Here is a 23,239-nt window from a genome sequence, read left to right as displayed (position 1 = left end):
TCAGGCCCTGGCGAGCGAGAGGATCGCGGTCGGTGCGTCCTCGGGCGACTCGGCGATCGGCTCGAACTCGTTCACCGCGTCGATCTCGGTGCCCATCGAGATGTTCGTCACGCGCTCGAGGATGACCTCGACGACCACCGGCACCCGGTACTCCTCGGCGAGGCGGCCGGCCTCGTCGAACGCGGCGCCGAGCTGATCGGGGTCCTCCACGCGGATCGCCTTGCAGCCGAGGCCCTCGGCGACCTTGACGTGGTCGACGCCGTAGCCCTGGGCGGTGCTGGTGCCGTCCTGCGGGGTGTTGACGTTCTCGAACGCGAGCGACACGTGGTAGTCCATCTGGAAGCCGCGCTGCGACTGGCGGATGAGGCCCAGGTAGCTGTTGTTCACGACGACGTGCACGTACGGCAGGTTGAACTGCGCACCGACGGCGAGCTCCTCGATCATGAACTGGAAGTCGTAGTCGCCCGAGAGCGCGACGACCGTCGAGTCGGGCTTGCCGCGCACGACGCCGAGGGCCGCGGGGCCGGTCCAGCCGAGCGGGCCCGCCTGGCCGGCGTTGATCCACCGGCGGGGTCCGAACACGTGCAGCATCTGCGCGCCCGCGATCTGCGACAGGCCGATCGTCGTGACGTAGGTGGTGTCGGGGCCGAACGCCCGGTTCATCTCCTGGTAGACCCGCTGCGGCTTGATCGGGATGTCCGGGAAGTTCGTCTTGCGCTGCAGCTTCGCCTTGCGCTCGCGCACCTCGTCGGCCCAGCCCGAGTAGTCGGGCAGCTTTCCGGTCAGGGCCCAGCGGCGGGCGACCTCGAGGAAGCGGTCGATCGCCGCTCCCGCGTCGGAGACGATGCCGAGGTCGGGGGCGAACACGCGGCCGATCTGCGTCGGCTCGATGTCGACGTGCACGAAGGTGCGGCCCTTCGTGTACGTGTCGATGCCGCCGGTGTGGCGGTTCGCCCACCGGTTGCCGATGCCGAGCACGAAGTCGGAGGCGAGGAACGACTCGTTGCCGTACCGGTGCGAGGTCTGCAGGCCCACCATGCCCGCCGAGAGGCGGTGGTCGTCGGGGATCGCGCCCCAGCCCATGAGCGTCGGCACGACGGGCACGCCGAGGAGTTCGGCGAGTTCGACGAGGCGGTCGGATGCCCCGGCGTTGATGACGCCGCCGCCTGCGACGATCAGCGGACGCTCGCTCGCGATGAGCATCTCGAGCGCACGCTCGGCCTGGCGGACCGTGGCCGCCGGGTTCACGACCGGCAGCGGCTCGTAGGTGTCGATGTCGAACTCGATCTCGGCCATCTGCACGTCGATCGGCAGGTCGAGCAGCACCGGGCCCGGGCGACCCGAACGCATGAGCTGGAACGCCTTCTGGAACGCGCCCGGCACCTGCGCCGGCTCGAGGACGGTCATCGCCATCTTCGTCAGCGGCTTCGCGATCGACTCGATGTCGACGGCCTGGAAGTCCTCCTTGTGGAGCTTCGAGACCGGCGCCTGGCCGGTGATGCACAGGATCGGCACCGAATCGGCCCAGGCCGCATAGAGCCCGGTGATCATGTCGGTGCCGGCGGGGCCGGACGTGCCGATGCAGATGCCGATGTTGCCGTCGGCGGCGCGCGAGTAGCCGTCGGCCATGTGCGAGGCGCCCTCGACGTGACGGGCGAGGGTGTGCCGGATGCCGCCGTGGGCGCGCATCGCGGAGTAGAACGGGTTGATCGCCGCCCCGGGAAGGCCGAACGCCTCGGTGGCGCCCTCCTTCTCGAGGATGGCCACGGCCGCGTCGACCGTGCGCATGCGGGTCATGTTCGTGTCCTTCGTGGGATTCAGTCGCGGCCGGAGGCGGCGAGGGTGAGCTTGAAGAGTCCGGAGTGGTCGAGCCCGCCGTCGCCGTTGGCGACGGTCGAGCCGACGAGCTGGGCGACCTGGGCGCCGAGCGGGATGACGATGCCGGCCTCGCGGGCGGCACCGGTGACGATGCCGAGGTCCTTGTTGTGCAGCGCGAGGCGGAAGCCCGGGCCGAAGTCGCGGTCGAGCATCTTGCGGCCCTTCTGCTCGAGCACCTTGGAGCCGGCGAGCCCGCCGCCGAGCACCCGGAGGCCGGCCTCGGTGTCGACGCCGTAGGCCTCGAGGAAGAGGATCGCCTCGGCGAGCGCCTGGATGTTGACGGCGACGATGAGCTGGTTGGCCGCCTTGACGGTCTGGCCCGAACCCGACGGCCCGACGTGCACGATGGTCTTGCCGACCGCCTCGAGCACGGGCAGCGCGGCCTGGTAGTCGCCGTCCGAGCCGCCGACCATGATCGACAGCGCGGCGTCGATCGCGCCCTGCTCGCCGCCCGAGACGGGGGCGTCGACGGCGCGCAGGCCGGCTGCGGCGGCCTCGGCCGCGAGCTCCTTGGCGACGTCGGGGCGGATGCTCGACGCGTCGATCCAGAGGGCGCCGGCCGGCGCGTTGGCGATGATGCCGTCGTCGCCGCGGACGACCGCCGCGACGTCGGGCGAGTCGGGGACCATGGTGATCACGACGTCGGCGCGCTCGACCGCGTTCGCGATGCTGGTGGCGCCTCGGCCGCCGGCCTCCACGAGGAGGTCGATGCGCTCCTGGCTGCGGTTGTAGCCGGTGACGGTGTGGCCGGCCTTGACGAGGTTGACGGCCATGGGCAGGCCCATGATGCCGAGGCCGATGACGGTGACGTTGCTCATGCTGAAGTCCTCACGGTGGTGGTGGCGAGCCAGCCGAACGCCTCGTCGGCGGGCGACTGGTACTCGAGGCCGATCGGGCCGGCGTAGCCGAGTTCGCGGCTGCGCTCGACCCACGCGGCGATGGGGAGTTCCCCGGTTCCCGGGGCGCCGCGGCCCGGGGCATCCGCGATCTGGATGTGCCCGAACTGCGCGGCGTGCGCCTCGATCACGGCGGCGACGTCGTCGCCGTTGACCGAGAGGTGGTAGAAGTCGGCGAGCAGGCGCACGTTGTCGGCGCCGGATGCCTCGCGCACGCCGTCGATGACGCGCAGGGCGTCGGCGGCGGTGCGCAGCGGGTAGCGGTCGGCGCCGGAGACCGGCTCGAGGAGCACGGTGCCGCCGATGGCCGCGACGCCCTCGGCCGCGGCCGCGAGGTTCTCGAGCGCGACCGCGTCCTGCTCGGCGGGGTCGACGCCGTCGAGGCGGTTGCCGTAGAGGGCGTTGAACCCGCGGGTGCCGAGCGCCTCGCCGATGGCGGCGACGACGGGGATGTTGTCGCGGAACTCCTTCGCGCGGGCGGGATTGGAGACGAGGCCGCGCTCACCGGCGGGCATGTCGCCGGCGTTGAAGTTCAAGCCGGTGAGCTGCACGCCCGCGTCGCGGATCGCGGCGATGAACGCGTCGACCTCGCGGTCGGCCGGGACGGAGTCCTGGAAGGGCCACCAGAACTCGACCGCGTCGAAGCCGGCGGCGGCTGCGGCGGCCGGGCGCTCGAGCAGCGGGAGCTCCTTGAGGAGGATCGAGCAGTTCACGGTGTACGTCATCGTGCATCCTTCGCGCTGGTGTGGCGTGCGCTTCCTTTTCGTATTGTGGAAGCTAATTTCTATCTGTCGAAAGTAAAGCACGGAGACCGGCATGCGTCAACCACGCGTGGACGACTGATCGACGACCTGTTTCCGGGCAGCGCAAAGCGCCCGACGGCGTGCGCGTGCGCCGGGCGCTTCCCGAGCAGGGGCGGCGGGGTGCCGCGTGCGCTCAGGTCAACCGGATCTGCCGGTTGACGTCCTTGTAGAGCAGGTACCGGAACGGCCCCGGTCCACCCGCATAGCAGGCCTGCGGGCAGAACGCCCGAAGCCACATGAAGTCGCCCGCCTCGACCTCGACCCAGTCGTCGTTGAGGCGGTAGACGGCCTTGCCCTCGAGCACGAACAGGCCGTGCTCCATGACGTGCGTCTCCGCGAACGGGATCGACGCGCCGGGCTGGAAGGTGACGATGTTGACGTGCATGTCGTGCGCGAGGTCGTCGGGGTCGACGAACCGGGTCGTCTTCCACGCGCCGTTCGTGTCGGGCATCTCGCGCGGCTCGACGTCCTGGTCGCGCGTCACGAACGACGCCGGCGGCTCGATGCCGTCGACCGGCTCGTACGCCTTGCGGATCCAGTGGAACCCGGCGAGGGCCGAGCCGTTGTTCGCGAGCGACCAGTCGGCACCGGCCGCGAGGAACGCGTAGCCGCCGGCGGCGAGCACGTGCCGTTCGCCCTCGATGACGAGCGTGAGCTCGCCGGCCGTGACGAACACCACGCCCTCGACGCCCGCCTCGGGCTCGGGCTTCGTTGCCCCGCCGCCCGGTGCGATCTCGACGATGAGCTGCGCGAACGTCGTCGCGAACCCGGCGATCGGGCGCGCGATGATCCAGGAGCGCGTGTCGGTGAACCCGGGCAGGTTGCTCGTCACGATGTCGCGCAGCACGCCCTTCGGGATGACCGTGTAGGCCTCCTTGACGACCGCACGGTCGGTGAGCAGGTCGGTCTGCGCGGGCAGGCCGCCCTTCGGGGTGAAGTACGTCGCGGGCGCGGTGTCGGTCAGGTTCATGGCTGGTCCTCGTTCGTGGAGTGGACGGTCGCGGACGGCGACGACGACGTCGGCGCCGCGAGCCGCGGGTGGGCGAGCAGGGTGAGCGTGCGCCGGTCGACCCCCGTGTCGGCCGTCACCTCGGCGTCGGTCAGGGCACCGCACTGCAGGCCGCGGAGCACGACGTCGGCGAGCGCGCGGGCCGTCGCCGGCTCGTCGAGCACGGCGCCCGGCGTGCGCTCGAGGTAGGCGCGCAACCGCGCCGCGGCCGGGGCGTAGGCGTCGCGATAGAACGCGTACGTCGCGAGGTACCGGGTCGGCAGCTGCGCGGGATGCAGGTCCCACCCCTGGTAGTAGCCGCGTTCGAGCGAGCGGCGCACGAGCCTGGCGTGCAGCGCCCACGCCTCCTCGGCGCGGTCGCCGATGGGCAGGATGTTCGTCGAGCCGTCCGAGAGGCGGACGCCGGTGCCGGCGACCGCGAGCTGCATGACGCCCTTCGCGAGGTCGGCGACCGGATGCTCCATCGACTGGTGGCCGGCGGCGATCTGCAGCGACGCGCTGTAGTCGTAGGTGCCGTAGTGCAGGCCGCTGATGCGGCCGGGTGCCGCGAGCGGCAGCTGCGCGACGGGCGAGCGGCCGTCGGCGCCGAGCACGAGCTGCGGCGTCTCGACCTGCACCTCGAAGCGGATGCGTCCGGGCGCGAGCCCGTGCGCCTGCTCGAGCGCCTCGGCGAGCTGCACCATCGCCTCGACCTGCGCGACGGTCGTCACCTTCGGGAGGGTGAGCACGAGCCCGTCGGGCAGCCCTCCCTTCTCGATGAGCCGGGTGACGAACAGGTCGAGCGTCCGGATGCCCCGAGCCCTGGTCGGCCGTTCGAAGCACTTGAACCGGATGCCGATGAACGGCGGCGCGGTGCCCTCGTCGACGGCTCGTCGCACGCGTTCGGCGGCGAGCCGCACGTCGGCGTCCTCGGTGTCGTCGCCGCGGTCGCCGTAGCCGTCCTCGAAGTCGATCCGGAGATCCTCGATCGGCTCCGTGCGCAGCTTCTCGGCGACCCTCGGCACGACCGCCGCGGCCAGGTCGGCGGGCAGCCCGACGCGGTCGGCGAGCCCGTCGAGCCCGCCGCCCGCCTCGACCGCGGCCAGCGCCTGCTCGCCCCACTCCGCGGCGAGCGCCGGCGTGAACCGGTCGGCGGGCACGTAGACCGTGTGCACGGGTTGGCGCGTGCCGTCGTCGCCGGGATAGGCGCGCTCGAGGAGTTCGTCGGTGTCGAGGAGCCGTGCCTCGACGTCGCGGAGGACGTCGGCACCGAGGGACGCGCCGTGCGCGACCCCTGCCGCCGATTGCGCCTGCCGACCCGTCATCAGTCGACCAGCTCGTACGCGGGCAGCGTCAGGAAGTCGACGTAGTCGTCGTCGAGGCAGATGTCGCCGATGAGGCGTGCTGCCGGCTCGTAGTAGGCGACGAACCAGTCGGGGTCGACCTCGACGCGCAGCTGCTCGACCTCCTCGGCGAGGAGTTCGCGCACCAGGTCGTCGGTGACGAGGCGGCCCGTGTCGGCCAGCACCACGCCGTTGCGCAGCTGCTGCCACACCTGCGAGCGCGAGATCTCGGCCGTCGCGGCATCCTCCATCAGGTTGTGGATCGCGACCGCGCCGTTGCCGGCGAGCCAGGCGGCCGTGTACGCGACGGCGACGTAGAGGTTCGTGCGGAGGCCGGCCTCGGTCGCCTCGCCGGGCGCGCTCGGCACGTCGAGCAGGTCGCTCGCGGCGACCTCGACGTCGGGGCGCTGGCGCTCGAGCTGGTTCGGCCGGTCGCCGAGCACCGCGTCGAACACCTCGCGGCACACCGGCACGAGGTCGGGGTGCGCGACCCACGAGCCGTCGAACCCGGCCTCGGCCTCGCGGGTCTTGTCGGCACGGACCTTCTCGAACGCCGCGCGCGTGACCTCGAGGTCGTTGCGGTTGGGCACGACGGCGGCCATGCCGCCCATGGCGAACGCTCCGCGCCGGTGGCACGTCTTGACGAGCAGCTCGGCGTACGCGCGCATGAACGGCGCGGTCATGGCGACCTGGCCGCGGTCGGGCAGCACGAAGCGCTCGCCCGCGTCGCGGAAGACCTTGATGAGGCTGAACAGGTAGTCCCAGCGGCCGGCGTTCAGGCCGGATGCGTGCTCGCGGAGCTCGTAGAGGATCTCGTCCATCTCGAACGCGGCGGGGATCGTCTCGATCAGCACGGTCGCCCGGATCGTGCCCTGCGGGAGGCCGAGGTGCTCCTGCGCGAACACGAACACGTCGTTCCAGAGGCGCGCCTCGAGGTGGCTCTCGAGCTTGGGCAGGTAGTAGTACGGGCCGTGCCCGCCTGCGAGCAGCAGCTTCGCGGTGTGGTGGAAGTGCAGTCCGAAGTCGACCAGCGCACCGGCGACGGGCTCGCCGTCGACGAGCAGGTGGCGCTCGGGAAGGTGCCAGCCGCGAGGGCGGGTGACGACGACGGGCCGGCGCACGTCGGTGCGCAGTGCGTACTCCTTGCCGGCGGGCGAGGTCCAGGCGAGCGTTCCGCGTGCGGCGTCGCGCAGGTTGCGGATGCCGGTGATCACGTTGTCCCACGTCGGGGTCATCGCGTCCTCGAGGTCGGCGAGCCAGACGCGGGCGCCGGAGTTGAGCGCGTTGATGGCCATCTTCGCGGGCGACGCGGGCCCGGTGATCTCGACCCGGCGGTCGCGGAGCGCCTCGGGCGCCTCGGCGACGACCCAGTCGGACTCGCGGACCTCGCGGGTCTCCTCGAGGAAGTCGAGGGTGCCGGTCTCGGCGGCCGTCGCGCGGCGGACCGCGCGGCGCTCGAGCAGTTCGCGTCGGCGCGGCTCGAAGCGGCGGTGCAGGGCCTCGACGAGCGCGAGGGCCTCGGGGCTCAGGATCTCGGCGGCGCCCTCGACGCCGGCAGGACGGACGATCTCGATGCTCACGCGGCGACCTCCTCGTGCCGTGCGCCCGATCCGGCCGTTTCGGCCGCATCGGCCGGTTCGACCCTCCCGGCATCCTCGCCCCGTGCGGCCGCGCCCGCAACCGCCTCGGCCACCGCGCGCGACACGTTGGGGTCGAACACGCTCGGGATGATGCGGCTCGCGTTGAGCTCGTCGGCGTGGACGCACGAGGCGATCGCCTCGGCGGCGGCGACGAGCATCTCGGGCGTGATGTCGACGGCTCCGGCGTCGAGCAGCCCGCGGAAGAACCCGGGGAACGCCAGCACGTTGTTGATCTGGTTGGGGAAGTCGCTGCGACCGGTCGCGACGACCGCGGCGTACCGGGCGGCCAGGACGGGGTCGACCTCGGGGTCGGGGTTGGCCATGGCGAAGACGATCGCGTCGCCGGCCATCGACGCGAGCTCGGCCTCGCCGAGCAGGTCGGGGGCGCTGACGCCGATGAAGACGTCGGCTCCCACGAGGGCCTCGGCGAGCGTGCCCGTGACGCCGTCGGCGTTGGTGTGCTCGGCGATCCACGCGCGGTGCTCGTCGTCGTACCGCTCACCGCGGTGGATGACGCCGGCGCGGCCGGCGGCCACGATGTGGCGCGCACCCTCGATGAGCAGGAGCTGGATGATCGCGTGGCCTGCTGCACCGACCCCGGAGATCACGATGCGGACCTCGTCGAGTCGCTTGCCGACGACGCGCAGCGCGTTCACGAGCGCGGCGAGGGTCACGATGGCGGTGCCGTGCTGGTCGTCGTGGAACACGGGGATGTCGAGTTCCTCGCGCAGGCGGCGTTCGATCTCGAAGCAGCGCGGGGCGGCGATGTCCTCGAGGTTGATGCCGCCGTAGACGGGCGCGATCGCCTTGACTGTGCGGATGATCTCCTCGGTGTCCTGCGTGTCGAGCGCGACGGGCCAGGCATCGACGTCGGCGAACTGCTTGAACAGGGCGGCCTTGCCCTCCATCACGGGGATGGATGCCTCGGCGCCGATGTTGCCGAGGCCGAGCACGGCCGACCCGTCGGTGACGACGGCGATCGTGTTGCCCTTGACCGTGAGGCGACGGGCATCCGCCGGCTTCTCGGCGATGGCGAGGCAGACGCGGGCCACGCCGGGCGTGTACGCGCGGGAGAGGTCGTCACGGTTGCGCAGGGGCGACTTGGGCACGATCTCGAGCTTTCCGCCGGCGTGCATGCGGAAGGTGCGGTCGGCGACGTCGAAGACCTCGACGCCCTCGCGTGCGGCGAGGACGGCGGCGACGCGGTCGGCGTGCTCGGTGCTCGCGGCGTAGCAGGTGAGGTCGACGAGCACGCGATCGGGCGTCGACTCGCTGACGTCGACCGCGGTGACCACGGCTCCGGTCTCGGCGACGGCCTGCACGAGTTCGCTCGTCGCGGTCAGGCCGGCCGGTGTGCCGACGCGGAGCTGGATGGAGTAGCCGGGACTGGGATTCGCCATCGGATCGTCTTTTCTCGAGCGTCAGGCCGCTCGCTCAGCCGTCGGCCGGGGCGCTTCCGTGCGACATCCGGTCGATGAATTTCGTATCACGGACATTATTATCTGTATTTCGGAAACGCAAGTCGGTGCGGGCCGATCGTCCACCTGACCGCATCGGCGTGTGCGATATCGTGAGCGAACCCCGATTTCCGCGATGCGGATACTTCATCCACACGATCCCAGGAGACCGCGACATGGCGGAAGCCGAAGGCGTCAAGTCCGTCGCCCGAGTGTTCGACCTGCTCGAACTCATCGCCGACGCCGGCGGAGACGTCACCCTGAGCGAGCTGTCGACGATGGCCGAACTCCCCCTCCCCACCATCCATCGACTGCTCCGCACGCTCGTGTCGCTCGGGTACGCCCGCCAGCTCGCGAACCGTCGCTACGCGCTCGGCCCGCGCCTCGTGCGCCTCGGCGAGGTCGCCAATCGCCAATTCGGCCAGATCGCCCGCCCCCAGTTGAAGCAGCTCGTCGAGCGACTCGGCGAGACCGCCAACCTGGCCACCCTCGACGGCGACCGCGTGATCTACGTGTCGCAGTCGCCGTCGCCGCACGCGATGCGCATGTTCACCGAGGTCGGCCGCCGCTCCTACCTGCACTGCACGAGCGTCGGCAAGGCGATCCTGGCCGAGCTTCCAGAGGAGCGCGTCCGCGAGATCGTCTCGCGCACGGGCCTGCCCGCCGAAACCGAGCACTCGATCACCTCGCTCGACGCGTTGCTCGAGGACCTCCACAGGGTGCGCGAGCGCGGCTACGCCATCGACGACGGCGAGCAGGAGATCGGCGTGCGCTGCTACGCGATGTCCGTGCCCGGCGCGCCCGTGCCGACCGCGGTGTCGGTATCGGGTCCGGTCGCCCGAGTCGACGACGCGTTCGCGGAGCGCGCCATCCCGGTGCTGCGCGAGGCCGCCGGCGAGATCGGCGTGCTCGCCTCGATCACGTAGGACCGCACGCGCTCGCGCTCGACCACGCCCTCACGAAACGCCGCCGGCTCCGCCCGGCGGCGTTTCGTGCATCGCTGGGGCGGCCGCGCGGCAGGGCGCGTCGCGTCGCCCGAAGTGCTGGATTCAGGAAATCGAACGCAGATCAGGACCGAATCCACCTATCCCTCCTGATTGGCTTTCGATCTCCTGAATCCAGCACTGGCGGCAGGACAAGCGCGCGCTTGACGCATCCGCCGCTCTCGCATACTCTTTCCGGACCACAGAAGTTGGTTTCCATATCTCGGAACTCCATGGAGGAGGGTGGCAATGATGCTCCAAGCGACGACCTCGACCCCCGCGGCGGATGTCCGCGTCAGCGTCTCCTCCCTCTATGCGAGCGTCGACGTCGACCCGGACATCCACATCCCGGAGCGACGCATGACCACCGGGCGATTCACGAGACTGCTGCGCCGAACCCTCGGCCGGCGGCGCCTCGCGGCCGCCTGAATCCGGATCGCGGAAACCCGCCGTCGGGATCCGAGAACGCACACAGCCGTGCGGAGTATCATCGGCAGATTCGACGGATGTCACCGAGGCATCCGGCGGATGAGGCGCGATGTCGGGCCGAACTGCTGAGGGATTTCGAGAGTCCGACGCCGGTCGCCCCGACCGGCAGCGCCAGAACCGAGGAGCTCGTCATGCAACACACCGCCGTCAACGTCAACGGGCAGCCCCGCCCGCTCGAGGGGGTGGCGTCGCACGCCACCGCACTCGACTGGCTGCGCGACACCGGCCTCTCCGGCAGCAAGGAGGGCTGCGCCGAGGGCGAGTGCGGCGCCTGCGCGATGCTCCTCGCGACGCCGACGCCCGAGGGCGGCACCGCGTGGACCCCCGTGAACGCATGCCTCGTTCCCGTCCTCGCCCTCAACGGCCAGGAGATCGTGACTGCCGAGGGCCTCGGCGACGTCGAGGCCCTCCACCCCGTGCAGGAGAAGCTGGCCGAGGCCGGCGGCTCGCAGTGCGGCTACTGCACCCCGGGCTTCGCATGCAGCATGGCCGGCGAGTACTACCGCGCCGACCGCGAACCATCCGAGCACGGCGAGGACTGCCCCGAGCACGGCGCCAACGGGTTCGACCTGCACGCGCTCAGCGGCAACCTCTGCCGCTGCACCGGATACCGCCCGATCCGCGACGCCGCCTACGCCCTCGGCGAGCCCGAGGCCGGCGACCCGCTCGCCGAGCGACGCGATCGGCCGGCCCCCGCGCCGGTCCCCACCGACCACGAGGTCGACGGCGCGCGCTTCATCCGGCCGGCGACGCTCGCCGAGGCGCTGCGACTCCTGGCCGACGAGCCGGATGCCACGCTGGTCGCGGGCTCCACCGACTGGGGCGTCGAGGTGAACCTCCGCGGCCGTCGCGCGCCGCTCGTCGTCGCGATCGAGCAGCTCGAGGAACTCCGCACGCTCGAGGTCGGCGCCGACGTGATCGAGATCGGTGCGGCGTTGCCGCTGTCGGAGGTCGAGCAGCGCCTCGCCGGCGAGGTGCCGTTGCTCGCGCAGCTCTTCCCGCAGTTCGCGTCGCGGCTGATCCGCAACCGCGGCACCATCGGCGGCAACCTCGGCACCGGCTCCCCGATCGGCGACACCCCGCCGGCACTGCTCGCCCTCGAGGCGAAGGTCGTGCTCGCCCGCATCGACGGCGAAGCCGTCGTCGAGCGCGAGGTGGAACTCGCCGAGTACTTCACCGGCTACCGCCAGACCGTGCGACGCAGGGACGAGCTGATCCGGGCCATCCGCATCCCGCGTCCGCTGGCCCGGGTCACGGCGTTCCACAAGATCGCGAAGCGCCGCTTCGACGACATCTCGAGCGTCGCCGTCGCGTTCGCGCTCGACATCGAGGGCGGCGTCGTCACGCGCGCCCGCATCGGCCTCGGCGGCGTCGCCGCAACGCCGCTGCGCGCGCTCGCCACCGAGCAGGCGCTCGTCGGCAAGGTCTGGAACGTCGCCACCATCCGCGCCGCCTCGGCGATCCTCCGCGGCGAGGGCACGCCGATGTCCGACCACCGGGCGAGCGCCGACTACCGCTCGCTCATGCTCGGCAGCGCCCTGCTGAAGCTCTACAGCTCGACCGTCATCGATCAGTCCGGCACCGACTCGAAGGAGGCCTCCGCATGAGCGCCCTCGCCGATCGCCCCGCGAACCCCGTCGTCGGCCTCCGCGCCGCGCACGAGAGCGCCGCCCTGCACGTCACGGGCGCCGCCATGTACACCGACGACCTCGCCGCGCACACCGCGGGCGTGCTCACCGCCTGGCCCGTGCAGTCCACGAACGCCCACGCGAACGTCACGATCGACGTCGCTCCCGCGTACGACGTGCCGGGCGTCGTGCGCGTGCTCACGGCCGAGGACGTCCCCGGCATCAACGACGCCGGCATCAAGCACGACGAGCCGCTGTTCCCCACCGAGTCCATGTTCAACGGGCACGCGCTGGTCTGGGTGCTCGGCGAGACGCAGGAGGCCGCGCGCCTCGGCGCCGCCGCCGTGCGGGTCGACTACGAGCCGCTCCCCTCCTACATCTCCGTGCGCGACGCCATCGCGGCGGAGTCGTACCAGGGCATCGCCCGCACGGTCAGCCGGGGTGACGCGCCGGGCGCCATGGCGGGCGCGGCCCACGTGTACGAGGGCGTCACCGAGTTCGGCGGCCAGGAGCACTTCTACCTCGAGACGCACGCGTCGCTCGCGCTGCGGGACTCCGAGGGCCAGTACTTCGTGCAGTGCTCGACGCAGCACCCGTCGGAGACGCAGGAGATCGTCGCGCACGTGCTCGGCATCTCGTCGAGCGAGGTCACGGTGCAGTCGCTGCGCATGGGAGGCGCGTTCGGCGGCAAGGAGATGCAGCCGCACGGGTTCGCGGCGATCGCGGCCCTGGGCGCGAAGCTCACCGGCCGGCCCGTGCGACTGCGCCTCAACCGCACGCAGGACATCACGATGACCGGCAAGCGCCACCCGTTCCACATCACCTGGCGCGCGGGCTTCGACGCCGACGGCTTCATCCAGGCCCTCGAGGCCACCCTCACCGCCGACGGCGGGTGGAGCATCGACCTCTCCGAGCCGGTGCTCGGCCGGGCGCTCTGCCACCTCGACAACGCGTACTGGATCCCCAACGTGCTCGCGCACGGCCGCATCGCGAAGACGAACAAGACGTCGCAGACCGCGTTCCGCGGCTTCGGCGGCCCGCAGGGCGTGTTCCTCATCGAGGACATCCTCGGCCGGGTCGCGCCGCAGCTCGGCATCGACCCGATCGAGCTGCGCCGCCGCAACTTCTACCGGCCGGGCCAGTCGACGCCGTACGGCCAGCTCGTCAAGGACGCCGACCGCATCTCGACGATCTGGGGCCAGCTCGAGTCCGAGTCCGACGTCGCCGCACGCCGCGCGGAGATCGAGGCGTTCAACGCGCAGAGCCCCGACGTGAAGCGGGCCCTCGCGATGACCCCGGTGAAGTTCGGCATCTCGTTCAATTTCGCCGCGTTCAACCAGGCCGGCGCGCTCGTGCACGTCTACAAGGACGGCTCGGTGCTGATCAACCACGGCGGCACCGAGATGGGCCAGGGCCTGCACACGAAGATGCTGCAGGTCGCCGCGACCGCGCTCGGCCTCGAGCTGCACCAGGTGCGGCTCGCGCCGACCCGCACCGACAAGGTGCCGAACACCTCGGCGACAGCGGCGTCCTCGGGTGCCGACCTCAACGGCGGTGCGGTGAAGAACGCGTGCGAGCAGATCCGCGAGCGCATGGCCAAGGTGGCCGGGCGCCGGCTCAACGTCGACGAGCGCGACGTGCGCTTCGAGGGCGGGTTCGTCACGGGTCTCGGCAACCGCGAGCAGCGCCTGACCTTCGCCGAGGTCGCGAACGCCGCCTACCTGCAGCGCGTGCAGCTGTGGGCGGCCGGCTACTACCGCACCGAGGGGCTGCACTGGAACCCCGATCTCATGCAGGGTTCGCCGTTCAAGTACTTCGCCTACGGCGCGGCGGCGACCGAGGTCGAGGTCGACGGGTTCACGGGCGCGTACCGCATCCGCCGCGTCGACATCGTGCACGACGTCGGCGACTCGCTCTCGCCCATGCTCGACATCGGCCAGATCGAGGGCGCGTACGTGCAGGGCGTCGGATGGCTCACGCTCGAGGAACTGCGCTGGGACGAGACCGACGGCCCGAACCGAGGTCGCCTGCTCACCCAGTCGGCGTCGACGTACAAGCTGCCGAGCTTCTCGGAGATGCCCGAGGAGTTCAACGTGCGCCTGTTCGAGGACGCCCGCGAGGACGGCGCCGTGTACGGCTCGAAGGCCGTCGGCGAGCCGCCGTTCATGCTCGCCTTCAGCGCCCGTGAGGCGCTGCGCGAGGCGGTCGCCGAGTTCGGCCCGGCCGGCCACTCGGTGGACCTGGGTTCGCCGGCCACGCCGGAGGCCGTGTTCTGGGCCGTCGAGGCGGCGCGCGGCGCATCCGGCGAGGCATCCGTCGGCGAGACGACCGCAGCCGGAGCGGCGGATGCCGAGGCGACCGCCGTCGAGGACGCGGCCGGCGCCGACGTGCTCGTGCCCGCCGGCAGCTGAGGGGTTCGCGCACCATGGACTGGATCGACGAGCTCCACCGGTTGCGGGCCGCGCGCCTGCCGGCCGTCGTCGTGACGATGGCCATGGTGCGCGGGCACGCGCCGCGCAACGGCGGCGCGAAGATGGTGGTCTCCCCCGACGGCGTCTTCGGCACCGTCGGCGGGGGCAACCTCGAGCAGACCGCGATCGAGCGCGCGCACGACCTGCTGGGTTCGGGCGCCGCCGAGCCCGAACTGCTCACGCTGACGCTCAGCGACAAGGCGAACACCGACTACGGCGTGCAGTGCTGCGGAGGCGAGGTCACGATGATGCTCGAACCGGTGCGGGTCGTGCCCGCCGTCGCGATCTTCGGCGTCGGGCACGTCGGACTCGAGCTCGCCCGCATCCTCTCGCGACAGGAGCTCGACCTGCACCTCGTGGACTCGCGCGCCGAGATGCTCGCGCCCGACCGCATCGGCGTTCCAGGGCGCTCGGGCGTGCTCGCCGACGCGGTCGCCTCGGTGACCGTGCGGCATGCGCCCGTGCCCGAGTCGGCGATCGCCGACCTGCCGGCGGGCGCGCACGTGCTGATCATGACGCACGACCACGTGGAGGACCTCGCGATCACCGACATGTCGCTGCGCGCCGAAGGGCTCGGCTCGATCGGACTCATCGGCTCCGCGTCGAAGTGGTCGCGGTTCCGCGTGAAGCTGCGCGACCTCGGCCACGACGACCGTTCGCTCGAACGGGTCACGACGCCGATCGGCATCCCCGAGGTCGCCGGCAAGGCTCCCGCGACGATCGCGGTGAGCGTGGCCGCGAAGATCCTGCAGCTCGTCGAGGCGGGCGCAGCGACATCCGAATCGGATGCCGCGCCGGGGTCGGATGCGGCGCCGGATGCCGCGCCGGGGTCGGATGCCGGCACTCGGGCGAACTCGGACACCGAATCGGATGCCGCCGCTCGCGGCTCGGCCGCCGCGGCGGGCGCCGAATCGTGACCGCGCCGCGCACCGCGGTCGTGACCGGTGCCGGCAGCGGCGTCGGCCGCGCCTGCGCGGCGGCCCTGCTCGACGCCGGCTGGCACGTGACGCTCGCCGGGCGACGTCCCGCACCGCTCGACGCGACCGCGGCGGGGCGCCGGACGGCACTCGTCGTACCGACCGACGTGACCGACGCCGCACAGGTCGCCGACCTGTTCGCGCGCCACGAGTCGCGGTTCGGCCGCCTCGACCTGCTCTTCAACAACGCGGGCGTGTTCGGCCCGGCCGCCGACGTCAGTGAACTCTCGCCCGACGACTGGCAGGCGACCTTGGCGGTGAACCTCACCGGCGCGGTGCTCTGCGCGGGCGAGGCCTTCAGGCGCATGTCGGCGCAGCGGCCGAGCGGCGGGCGCATCATCAACAACGGATCGGTGTCGGCCCAGGTGCCTCGTCCGCGATCGGCGGCCTACACGACGACCAAGCATGCGATCGCGGGGCTCTCCAAGACGATCGAGCTCGACGGACGCCGGCACGGCATCACGTGCACCCAGCTCGACCTCGGCAACGCCCGTACCGAGCTCATCGACGCACTCGTCGGCGACGGCGCCCTGCAGGCCGACGGGTCGCGTGCGGTCGAGCCGACGATGGATGTCTCGGCCGTCGCGGCCCTGGTGCTCGCCATCGCGCAACTGCCCGCGGAGGCGAGCGTGCCGAACCTCACCGCGACCGCCGCGGGCATGCCGTACATCGGACGGGGCTAAGCCCCGAGCCGGTCGGCGCTCGAGCGGTTCAGGCCTCCGCCGACCCGCGCCGACGTGCCCGCACGAACGCGAACGGCAGAGTGCACAGCGTGATCGCGGCGGCGGCGGCGGCGGCGAGCGCCCAGCCGAACCCGGTCGCCGCGGCGATGGCTCCGGTGACGACGGCCCCGAGGCCGGTGCCCGCGTCGAAGCCGACGTTCCACGCTGCGGAGGCGACGACCGCGTCGCGCGGCGCCACGGCGGAGAACGACTGCACGAGGGTGAGGTTCTGCAACCCGCCGTAGGCGATGCCGATCAGCACGGCCCCGACGGGCACGGCGGCACCGGCAACGCCCTGGGTGAGGAGCCCGGGCGCAACCGCTGCCGCCACGATCGTGAGTCCGACGACGGCGACGATCACGAGCGGCCACGTCAGCCTCGACGGACCCAGGCGATCGGCCAGCCCGCCCACGAGCCACCTCGTGAGCGCGGCGGTCGCCGTCAGCAGCACGAGCCCGACCGTGACCAGCAACGCGTCGTCGAGCATCTGCGGCAGGAACGTGATGATCGCCCCGCCCGCCAGCGTGGCGCCGAGCAGCAGCACCACCGGGGGCACCAGACCGCGGAAGCGCGCGAACACGTGTCCGTGCTCGAGGTGCTCGGCGGGGGGATGCGGCGGGCGAGCCCGGATGCGCGCCGCCAGCACGAGCGCGGGCGCGATGCCGAGCACGGGCACGGCACCGCAGGCGAGCACGACCGGGGCGCCGAACTGCTCGACGAGCCACGGCCCGAGGGGGAGCACGATCACCTGCGGCCCCGCGATCGCGAGTCCGAACGCGCCGATCGCCCGTCCCCGCCGCGCGGGTTCGACGAGCTCGGCCACGGCGGCGCTGCCGGCGACGGTGATCACCGCGAACCCCATGCCGCGCACCGCAGACCAGGCGAGCACGGGCCCGAGCTCGGCGGAGAGCAGGTAGCCGAGGGCCGGGGCGCCGAGCAGCACGAGGCCGACGACGAGCACCGGGCCCCACCCGAACCGTCGGAGTGCGGCGGGCACGAACCCCTGCGCGAGCACGGTGGCGAGCATGAACACGCCCGTGACGAAGCCGGCGCCCGCGGCATCCGCCCCGCCCGACACGGCCCACAGCGGGGCGACGGGCAGCAGCACCGAGTACCCGGCGAACGCGAGCGCGACCGTCGCGATGAGCGGCGGCATGCCGGGCGCCCGCCAGACCGAGACGGGCCGCACGGCCTCGGGCGCGGGGGCATCCGATCGGTCGGCGGGTGCGGGATGCGGATCCATGGAACTCCTGTCGGACGCACCGCCGCCCCGGCAGGCGAACCTGCCGGGGCGGCGGTGGGCTGGTACTTCGGATGCTACGCGCCGAGGAGCGCCTCGATGGGTCCGCGGACGAAGTAGAGCAGGAAGCCCGCCGCCACGACCCACAGCAGCCAGTGCACCTTGCGGGCACGACCGGCCGCGGCGTTCACGAGCGCCCACGAGATGAACCCGACGCCGATGCCGTTCGCGATCGAGTACGTCAGCGGCATCGTGACGATCGTCAGGAACGCCGGGAGGGCGACCGCGAAGTTCGTGAACTTGATCTCCTTGACCTGCGCCATCATCATCGCGCCGACGACCACGAGGGCAGCCGAGCCGACCTCGATCGGCACGACGAGGGTGAGCGGCGTGAGGAACATCGACAGGAAGAACAGGCCACCGGTGACGAGCGAGGCGAGGCCCGTGCGGGCACCCTCGCCGATGCCCGCCGCGCTGTCGACGTACACCGTCGCCGACGAGCTCGACGTCGCGCCGCCGATGATGGCGCCGGCACCCTCGACGACGAACGCCGAGCGCAGGCGGGGGAACGTGCCGTCCTTCTGCGCGAGTCCGGCGTTCTTCGCGAGACCGGTCATCGTGCCCATCGCGTCGAAGAAGTTCGTGAACACGAGGGTGAAGATGAGCATCACGGCCGCGAGCGCGCCGATCCGACCGAACGCCCCGAACAGGTCGAACTGGCCGACGAGGCCGAAGTCGGGGATCGTGACGATCGACGTCGGCAGCTCGGGGATGGTCATGTGCCAGCCGCCCGGGTCGCTGAAGCTCGGGCCGAGCTTCAGGATCGACTGCGCCACGATCGCGAGGACCGTGCCGACGACGATGCCGATCAGGATGCCTCCGGGCACGCGCCGGGCGACCAGGATGCCGATGACGACGAGCGTGACGAGGAAGACCAGCGTCGGCACGGATGCGATCGAGCCGCCGTCGCCGAGTTGCACGGGCGGGCCGCCCGGGGTGCGCGTGACGAAGCCGGAGTCGACGAACCCGATGAAGGCGATGAACAGGCCGATGCCGACCGTGATCGCGGCCTTCAGCGCCTGCGGCACCGCGCGGAAGATCGCGGTACGCGCGCCGGTGGCACCGAGCAGCACGATGATGACGCCGTTGATGACGACGAGGCCCATGGCCTCGGCCCAGGTGACCTGCCCGACGACCGAGACGGCGAGGAACGAGTTGATGCCCAGGCCCGCGGCGATCGCGAAGGGCATCCGGGCGAAGATGCCGAACAGGGCGGTCATGAGGCCGGCCGTCAGGCCGGTCACGGCGCCGACCTGTGCCGGGTTGAGGAACTGGCCCGAGACGTCGGTGGCGTTCTCGCCACCCAGGATCAGCGGGTTGAGGATCACGATGTACGCCATCGTGAAGAAGGTGACGACGCCGCCGCGGATCTCGCGGGAGACGGTCGAGCCGCGGCGGGTGATCTCGAAGAAGCGGTCGAAGGCGCTCGGCGCCTTGCCGTTCTCCTGCTTCGGGGCCGCGTTGTCCGTGCCGTCGTCGACGGCTGTGGGTTGTGACACGTGTTGCCTCCAGATGAGGTTCGACCGAGGTCGAAGTCAGTAGTCGATGCGGGTGGTGTTCTGGTTCCACTCGGTGAACGGCGCGACCCTGCGCTCGTCATCGAGGGGGATCCGATCCACGGGCATGATCCGTCGGTCTTCCGGGCCGCCCTCGAAGTAGCGGTAGAAGACGGCGTCGTCGAACCCGGCGTCGGCGGCATCGTCGCGGTCGGCGGCGAAGTACACGCGGTCGAGACGCGCCCAGAGGGAGGTCGCGAGGCACATCGGGCAGGGCTCGCAGCTCGTGTAGAGCGTCGCGCCCGTGAGGTCGAACGTGCCGAGCCCCTGGCAGGCGTTGCGAATCGCCGTCACCTCGGCGTGCGCCGACGGGTCGAGGTTCGCGGTCACCCGGTTGACGCCCTCGAAGACCCGGCCGTCGGCGGAGACCACGATGGCTCCGAACGGGCCGCCGCTGTTGCGGACGTTCTCGGTGGCGATGTCCACCGCACGGAGCAGGTAGTCGGCGGCGAGACGTTCGCCGTCGGATGCGCCTGCGGCGGGCGGGAGGGTGATGCCGATCGTTTCCATGGGGAGAGCTTCCTTGCTGCACGTGCCGGCTCAGCGAGGCATCCCAGATGGGAGTTGGATCCTCGTCGATCCGGCGGCGGTGTTCCGTCTGGTGGATGGGTCGCCGGCGCTTCGTGGGGTGGGCGACGTCGTCGACAGTACCAACGGATGCTGGGAATGCCAAGTTTTTCGAAATCTTTTTTCTGGATCGTGAAATTGCCCGGAACGTGGTCAAATGGTGTGGACTGGAGTCCTCGACTCCTGTCGACTCCGAGACGACGACGATGACCCTCACCGATCCCGCGATCGCGCCTGCCGCGCCCACCACACCGGATTCCGCTCCGACGGACCCCGGCCACTCGCGTGCGCGGACGATCACCCGGCTGCCGTCGTCCGGCCTCACCGATCGCCGCGGACGCGGCCTGCGCGACCTGCGCATCTCGATCACCGATCGCTGCAACTTCCGCTGCGTCTACTGCATGCCGAAGTCCGTGTTCGGGCGCGACTACGCGTTCCTCGACCGCGACGAGCTGCTGAGCTTCGAGGAGATCACCCGCATCGCGCGCGCGGCCGCCGCGCACGGCGTCGAGAAGCTGCGCCTGACCGGCGGCGAGCCGCTCCTGCGCCGCGGCATCGAGGAGCTCATCGCCCAGCTCGCGGAGCTGCGCACCCCCGACGGACGCCCGCTCGAGATCGCGCTCACGACGAACGGCGCGGCCCTCGCGGTCAAGGCGCAGTCGCTGCGCGACGCCGGGCTCTCGCGCGTGACGGTCTCGCTCGACTCGCTCGACGACGCTCGCTTCCAGGCGATGAACGACGTCAAGTTCCCCGTCGGCCGGGTGCTCGACGGCATCGACGCCGCGCACGCAGCCGGCCTCGGGCCGATCAAGCTCAACATGGTCGTCAAGCGCGGCATGAACGACGACGAGATCCTGCCGATGGCCCGTCACTTCAAGGGCACGCCGTACACGCTGCGGTTCATCGAGTACATGGACGTCGGCAACTCCAACGGCTGGTCGCTCGACGAAGTCGTGCCGTCGAGCGAGATCGTCGAGCGCATCGGCCGCGAACTCCCCCTCGAACCCGCCGCGCCGACCGCGCCGGGCGAGACCGCCGCCCGTTGGCGGTACGCCGACGGCGAGGGCGAGATCGGCGTGATCTCGAGCGTCACGAACGCCTTCTGCGGCACCTGCAATCGCGCACGCCTGTCGACCGAGGGGAAGCTGTTCACCTGCCTCTTCGCGACCGACGGCCACGACCTGCGCGCGCTCCTGCGCGGCGGCGCCTCCGACGACGAGCTCTCCCAAGCGCTGGGAGCTATCTGGGGCACGCGCGACGACCGCTACTCCGAGGTGCGCTCGTCGCTCACGCCCGAGCTGCGCGCGTCGCGCCAGCGCGTCGAGATGAGCTACATCGGCGGGTAGGCCCGTTCGCGCGACGGACGCCTAGGCCGACGCAGGTGTGCCGATCCGCGCCAGCGTGGGCGCCAGGTCGTCGAATCCACGGGCGGCCAGGGGGTCGATGAGCCACTGCAGGGTCGCACCGTTGATGAGGGCGAGCGCGACCGAGCCGACCGACGCCGCATCATCGTCGCTCAAGTGCTCCGCGGGCACACCGAGGATCAGGGCGGCGAGGTCGACGCGGGCGCGTTCGTACGTGCTCCTGAACTGCTCCCGGACCACATCCGAGAACGCTGCCTGACCATAGGCCTGCACACTGGCGGCGATCACCTGGCGCTCCTGCGGCCCTGCGGCGAGGACACCTCGGATGAAGTGTTCCAGGCGTTCGCCGGGCGTGTTTCCCGCCGCGCCGTCGGCAGCTTCGGCGATGCGGTCGCCCCATTCCTCGATGAGCTGCAGCACCGCGGCGATCATCAGGGCGTCCTTCGACCCGAAGTGGTAGCCGATCGACGCGAGGTTGGCACCCGGATTCGCCGCCACGATGTCGCGGGCGGTGGTGTGCGCGTATCCGCGCTCGAGCAGGCAGGTCCTCGCCCCTGCCAGCAACTGTTCTCGCTGACCCACGAGCCGAGTCTAGCGCCCCGCGAACATCCGTGTTATACATTTGTACCGTACAACTGTATACATTTCTCCTCGACGGAAGATGACTCGCCATGACTGACCACTCACTGCTCGCCCCGCCGGAACACGCACCCGCGATTCCCGTGTCCGTCGACTGGACCGACGCCTCGCGGACCGTCGACACCGTTCTGACCACGCACCTCTGGGCTGCGCCGCCCATCGAACGCGGCGCTCCGGCGCACGACCGTGCGTTCCAGGCCCTTCGCGAACTCCAGGTGGACCACGCGCGGTTCCTCCCCTGGTTCTCCAACCCTCTCGTCTCGGTGCCTGCGCTCCGGGCGCCGACCGCAGCAGAGACCTCGTGGGACTTCTCCCGGCTCGATCCGTACGTCGAGGACTTCATGGAAGCCGCGGAGGGCCGCCCGGTCGTCGCGAACTTCGCGACCATCCCGCACTGGATGTTCGTCGGCGGCGAAGACGTGGTGATCGGCGACGACCCCGACCGCATCCACTGGGACTACGAGCAGGGCATGCACTTCCGCGACGAGTCCCTCGAGGAGGTCGCCGACTACTTCTACCGGCTGGCCAGCTGGTACATCGCCGGCGGCTTCACCGACGAACTCGGCGTTCGCCACGAATCGGGACATCACTACCGGTTCGCGCACTGGGAGGTGCTGTGCGAGCCCGACCTCAACCGCCGGATGAGCCCTGAGGTCTACGTGCGCCTCTACGACGCCGTGGTCTCCCGCCTGCGCACGCTCGATCCGGAGATGCGGTTCATCGGCCTTTCCCTCAGCCATGTGCACCACGACCCCGAGTACTTCTGGACCTTCCTCGATCCGTCGAAGCACGCGCCGGGTATCCCGCTCGACGCGTTCTCGGTGCATTTCTATGCCTCGCCCGACATCGTCAACCCGTTCGGAATCGAGGGGAACCCGCCCTTCGACCAGTGGCAGACGGCCTTCTTCACGCAGGCCGACGGGTTCATCGAGCAGTTGCGATACGTCCGATCGATCGCGCAACGCCTGTCGCCGCAGACGAAGATGCTGCTGAACGAGATCGGAACCTACCCATCCGACGTGATGAACCCGGACCCGGAGATCCCGGACGCGTACTGGGCGCTGAGCGCGGCCGTGCAGACCTACCTCTGGGCGCGCAGCCTCGAGCTCGGTGCCGCGCTCTTCGGCGTCGCCGAGTTCAACGGCTACCCGGGGATGATCCCGGGGACCTCCCTCGTCGACTGGGAGACGGGCGAACCGAACGCCCGCTACCGCGCGCTGAAGCTCGTCGTCGACAGCGTCAGGCTCGGCGACATGATCGCACCGACGATCACCGGGTATCCGGGGTTCCCCGACGCCCGCGTGCTCGCCCAGGCGTTCACCGGGAACGACGGCAGGAGGACGGTCGTCCTCGTGAACAAGCGAGACGAACCGCTCGACGTCGAGATCGAGGGGTGGGATGCACCCGCCACGTCGTCCTCGGTCGATCGACGGTCGGGATCGGGTGAGCCGCTGACCGAGTCCGTGGTCGGGGGCCGGATCACCCTCGCTCCCCATGCCACCCTGGTGCTGCGGGCCTCGCGCTGAGGTATCCGCTGC

At 71.2% G+C, this 23,239-nt stretch carries 19 protein-coding genes; 8 read left to right on the top strand and 11 right to left on the bottom strand.

The annotated features are described in order from the left end of the window. The 7 genes from gcl to ELQ40_RS05065 all read right to left on the bottom strand — a co-directional run bounded on the left by gcl (position 1) and on the right by ELQ40_RS05065 (position 8,948). Positions 1-1,797 carry a glyoxylate carboligase gene (gene gcl, locus ELQ40_RS05095; RefSeq protein WP_127792716.1) on the bottom strand — a complete coding sequence of 599 codons (1,797 nt, stop codon included), beginning with the start codon at positions 1,795-1,797 and terminating at the stop codon, positions 1-3. Between the two features lie 20 nt (positions 1,798-1,817). Further along, complete coding sequence (locus ELQ40_RS05090; protein ID WP_127792715.1) at positions 1,818-2,696, bottom strand: 2-hydroxy-3-oxopropionate reductase; 879 nt, start codon at positions 2,694-2,696, stop codon at positions 1,818-1,820. Beyond that, a complete protein-coding gene (locus ELQ40_RS05085) occupies positions 2,693-3,499 on the bottom strand; it encodes a hydroxypyruvate isomerase family protein (RefSeq protein WP_127792714.1) in 807 nt (268 codons plus the stop codon). The genes ELQ40_RS05090 and ELQ40_RS05085 overlap by 4 nt, the downstream gene beginning before the upstream one ends. A gap of 211 nt (positions 3,500-3,710) precedes the next feature. After that, positions 3,711-4,547 (bottom strand): bifunctional allantoicase/(S)-ureidoglycine aminohydrolase, encoded by an 837-nt coding sequence (locus ELQ40_RS05080; RefSeq protein WP_127792713.1) that lies wholly within the window; start codon positions 4,545-4,547, stop codon positions 3,711-3,713. Further along, positions 4,544-5,890 (bottom strand): aldolase/citrate lyase family protein, encoded by a 1,347-nt coding sequence (locus tag ELQ40_RS05075; protein WP_127792712.1) that lies wholly within the window; start codon positions 5,888-5,890, stop codon positions 4,544-4,546. The genes ELQ40_RS05080 and ELQ40_RS05075 overlap by 4 nt, the downstream gene beginning before the upstream one ends. Beyond that, on the bottom strand, positions 5,890-7,488 hold the full coding sequence (aceB, locus tag ELQ40_RS05070) for a malate synthase A (protein WP_127792711.1): 1,599 nt from the start codon (positions 7,486-7,488) through the stop codon (positions 5,890-5,892). The genes ELQ40_RS05075 and aceB overlap by 1 nt, the downstream gene beginning before the upstream one ends. Next, a complete protein-coding gene (locus tag ELQ40_RS05065) occupies positions 7,485-8,948 on the bottom strand; it encodes an NAD-dependent malic enzyme (protein WP_127792710.1) in 1,464 nt (487 codons plus the stop codon). Before ELQ40_RS05065 ends, aceB begins: the two co-directional genes overlap by 4 nt. Before the next feature lie 233 nt (positions 8,949-9,181). Between ELQ40_RS05065 and ELQ40_RS05060 the strand changes: the two genes are divergently transcribed. The 6 genes from ELQ40_RS05060 to ELQ40_RS05035 all read left to right on the top strand — a co-directional run bounded on the left by ELQ40_RS05060 (position 9,182) and on the right by ELQ40_RS05035 (position 16,236). Beyond that, on the top strand, positions 9,182-9,931 hold the full coding sequence (locus tag ELQ40_RS05060) for an IclR family transcriptional regulator (protein WP_127792709.1): 750 nt from the start codon (positions 9,182-9,184) through the stop codon (positions 9,929-9,931). 306 nt (positions 9,932-10,237) lie between these two features. Next, the gene (locus ELQ40_RS05055) at positions 10,238-10,417 is read left to right on the top strand and encodes a hypothetical protein (RefSeq protein ID WP_127792708.1); all 180 of its coding nucleotides are present in this window, start codon (positions 10,238-10,240) and stop codon (positions 10,415-10,417) included. Positions 10,418-10,608: 191 nt separating this feature from the next. Next, a complete protein-coding gene (locus ELQ40_RS05050) occupies positions 10,609-12,084 on the top strand; it encodes a xanthine dehydrogenase small subunit (protein ID WP_127792707.1) in 1,476 nt (491 codons plus the stop codon). After that, positions 12,081-14,516 carry a xanthine dehydrogenase molybdopterin binding subunit gene (gene xdhB / locus ELQ40_RS05045; RefSeq protein ID WP_127792706.1) on the top strand — a complete coding sequence of 812 codons (2,436 nt, stop codon included), beginning with the start codon at positions 12,081-12,083 and terminating at the stop codon, positions 14,514-14,516. Before ELQ40_RS05050 ends, xdhB begins: the two co-directional genes overlap by 4 nt. A gap of 14 nt (positions 14,517-14,530) precedes the next feature. Continuing rightward, the gene (gene xdhC / locus ELQ40_RS05040; RefSeq protein WP_127792705.1) at positions 14,531-15,493 is read left to right on the top strand and encodes a xanthine dehydrogenase accessory protein XdhC; all 963 of its coding nucleotides are present in this window, start codon (positions 14,531-14,533) and stop codon (positions 15,491-15,493) included. After that, on the top strand, positions 15,490-16,236 hold the full coding sequence (locus ELQ40_RS05035; RefSeq protein WP_240665948.1) for an SDR family oxidoreductase: 747 nt from the start codon (positions 15,490-15,492) through the stop codon (positions 16,234-16,236). The genes xdhC and ELQ40_RS05035 overlap by 4 nt, the downstream gene beginning before the upstream one ends. 28 nt (positions 16,237-16,264) lie before the next feature. Here the strand turns inward: ELQ40_RS05035 and ELQ40_RS05030 are convergent, their stop codons facing one another. From ELQ40_RS05030 to ELQ40_RS05020, 3 genes are all read right to left on the bottom strand, one after another. Beyond that, a complete protein-coding gene (locus tag ELQ40_RS05030; protein WP_127792704.1) occupies positions 16,265-17,518 on the bottom strand; it encodes an MFS transporter in 1,254 nt (417 codons plus the stop codon). A gap of 74 nt (positions 17,519-17,592) precedes the next feature. Then, on the bottom strand, positions 17,593-19,074 hold the full coding sequence (locus ELQ40_RS05025) for an NCS2 family permease (RefSeq protein ID WP_240665947.1): 1,482 nt from the start codon (positions 19,072-19,074) through the stop codon (positions 17,593-17,595). A 36-nt stretch (positions 19,075-19,110) separates the two neighbouring features. Further along, positions 19,111-19,641 carry a nucleoside deaminase gene (locus ELQ40_RS05020; protein WP_127792702.1) on the bottom strand — a complete coding sequence of 177 codons (531 nt, stop codon included), beginning with the start codon at positions 19,639-19,641 and terminating at the stop codon, positions 19,111-19,113. Between the two features lie 263 nt (positions 19,642-19,904). On the opposite strand from ELQ40_RS05020, the gene moaA reads away from it, so the two are divergent. Continuing rightward, positions 19,905-21,044, top strand: coding sequence for a GTP 3',8-cyclase MoaA (gene moaA / locus ELQ40_RS05015; RefSeq protein ID WP_127792701.1), 1,140 nt, complete (start codon positions 19,905-19,907; stop codon positions 21,042-21,044). Positions 21,045-21,065: 21 nt separating this feature from the next. Here moaA and ELQ40_RS05010 read toward each other — a convergent pair whose 3' ends face one another. After that, positions 21,066-21,644, bottom strand: coding sequence for a TetR/AcrR family transcriptional regulator (locus ELQ40_RS05010; protein ID WP_127792700.1), 579 nt, complete (start codon positions 21,642-21,644; stop codon positions 21,066-21,068). 89 nt (positions 21,645-21,733) lie between these two features. Here ELQ40_RS05010 and ELQ40_RS05005 point away from each other — a divergent pair, with 89 nt between their 5' ends. Beyond that, positions 21,734-23,227 carry a hypothetical protein gene (locus tag ELQ40_RS05005; protein ID WP_127792699.1) on the top strand — a complete coding sequence of 498 codons (1,494 nt, stop codon included), beginning with the start codon at positions 21,734-21,736 and terminating at the stop codon, positions 23,225-23,227. The last annotated feature ends 12 nt before the right edge of the window (positions 23,228-23,239 follow it).

This window comes from Agromyces sp. LHK192, assembly GCF_004006235.1.
In the GTDB taxonomy this organism is placed as follows: Bacteria; Actinomycetota; Actinomycetes; order Actinomycetales; family Microbacteriaceae; genus Agromyces.
Note: the sequence above shows the minus strand (reverse complement) of the source record. Positions and strands in the feature narration are given on the sequence as shown.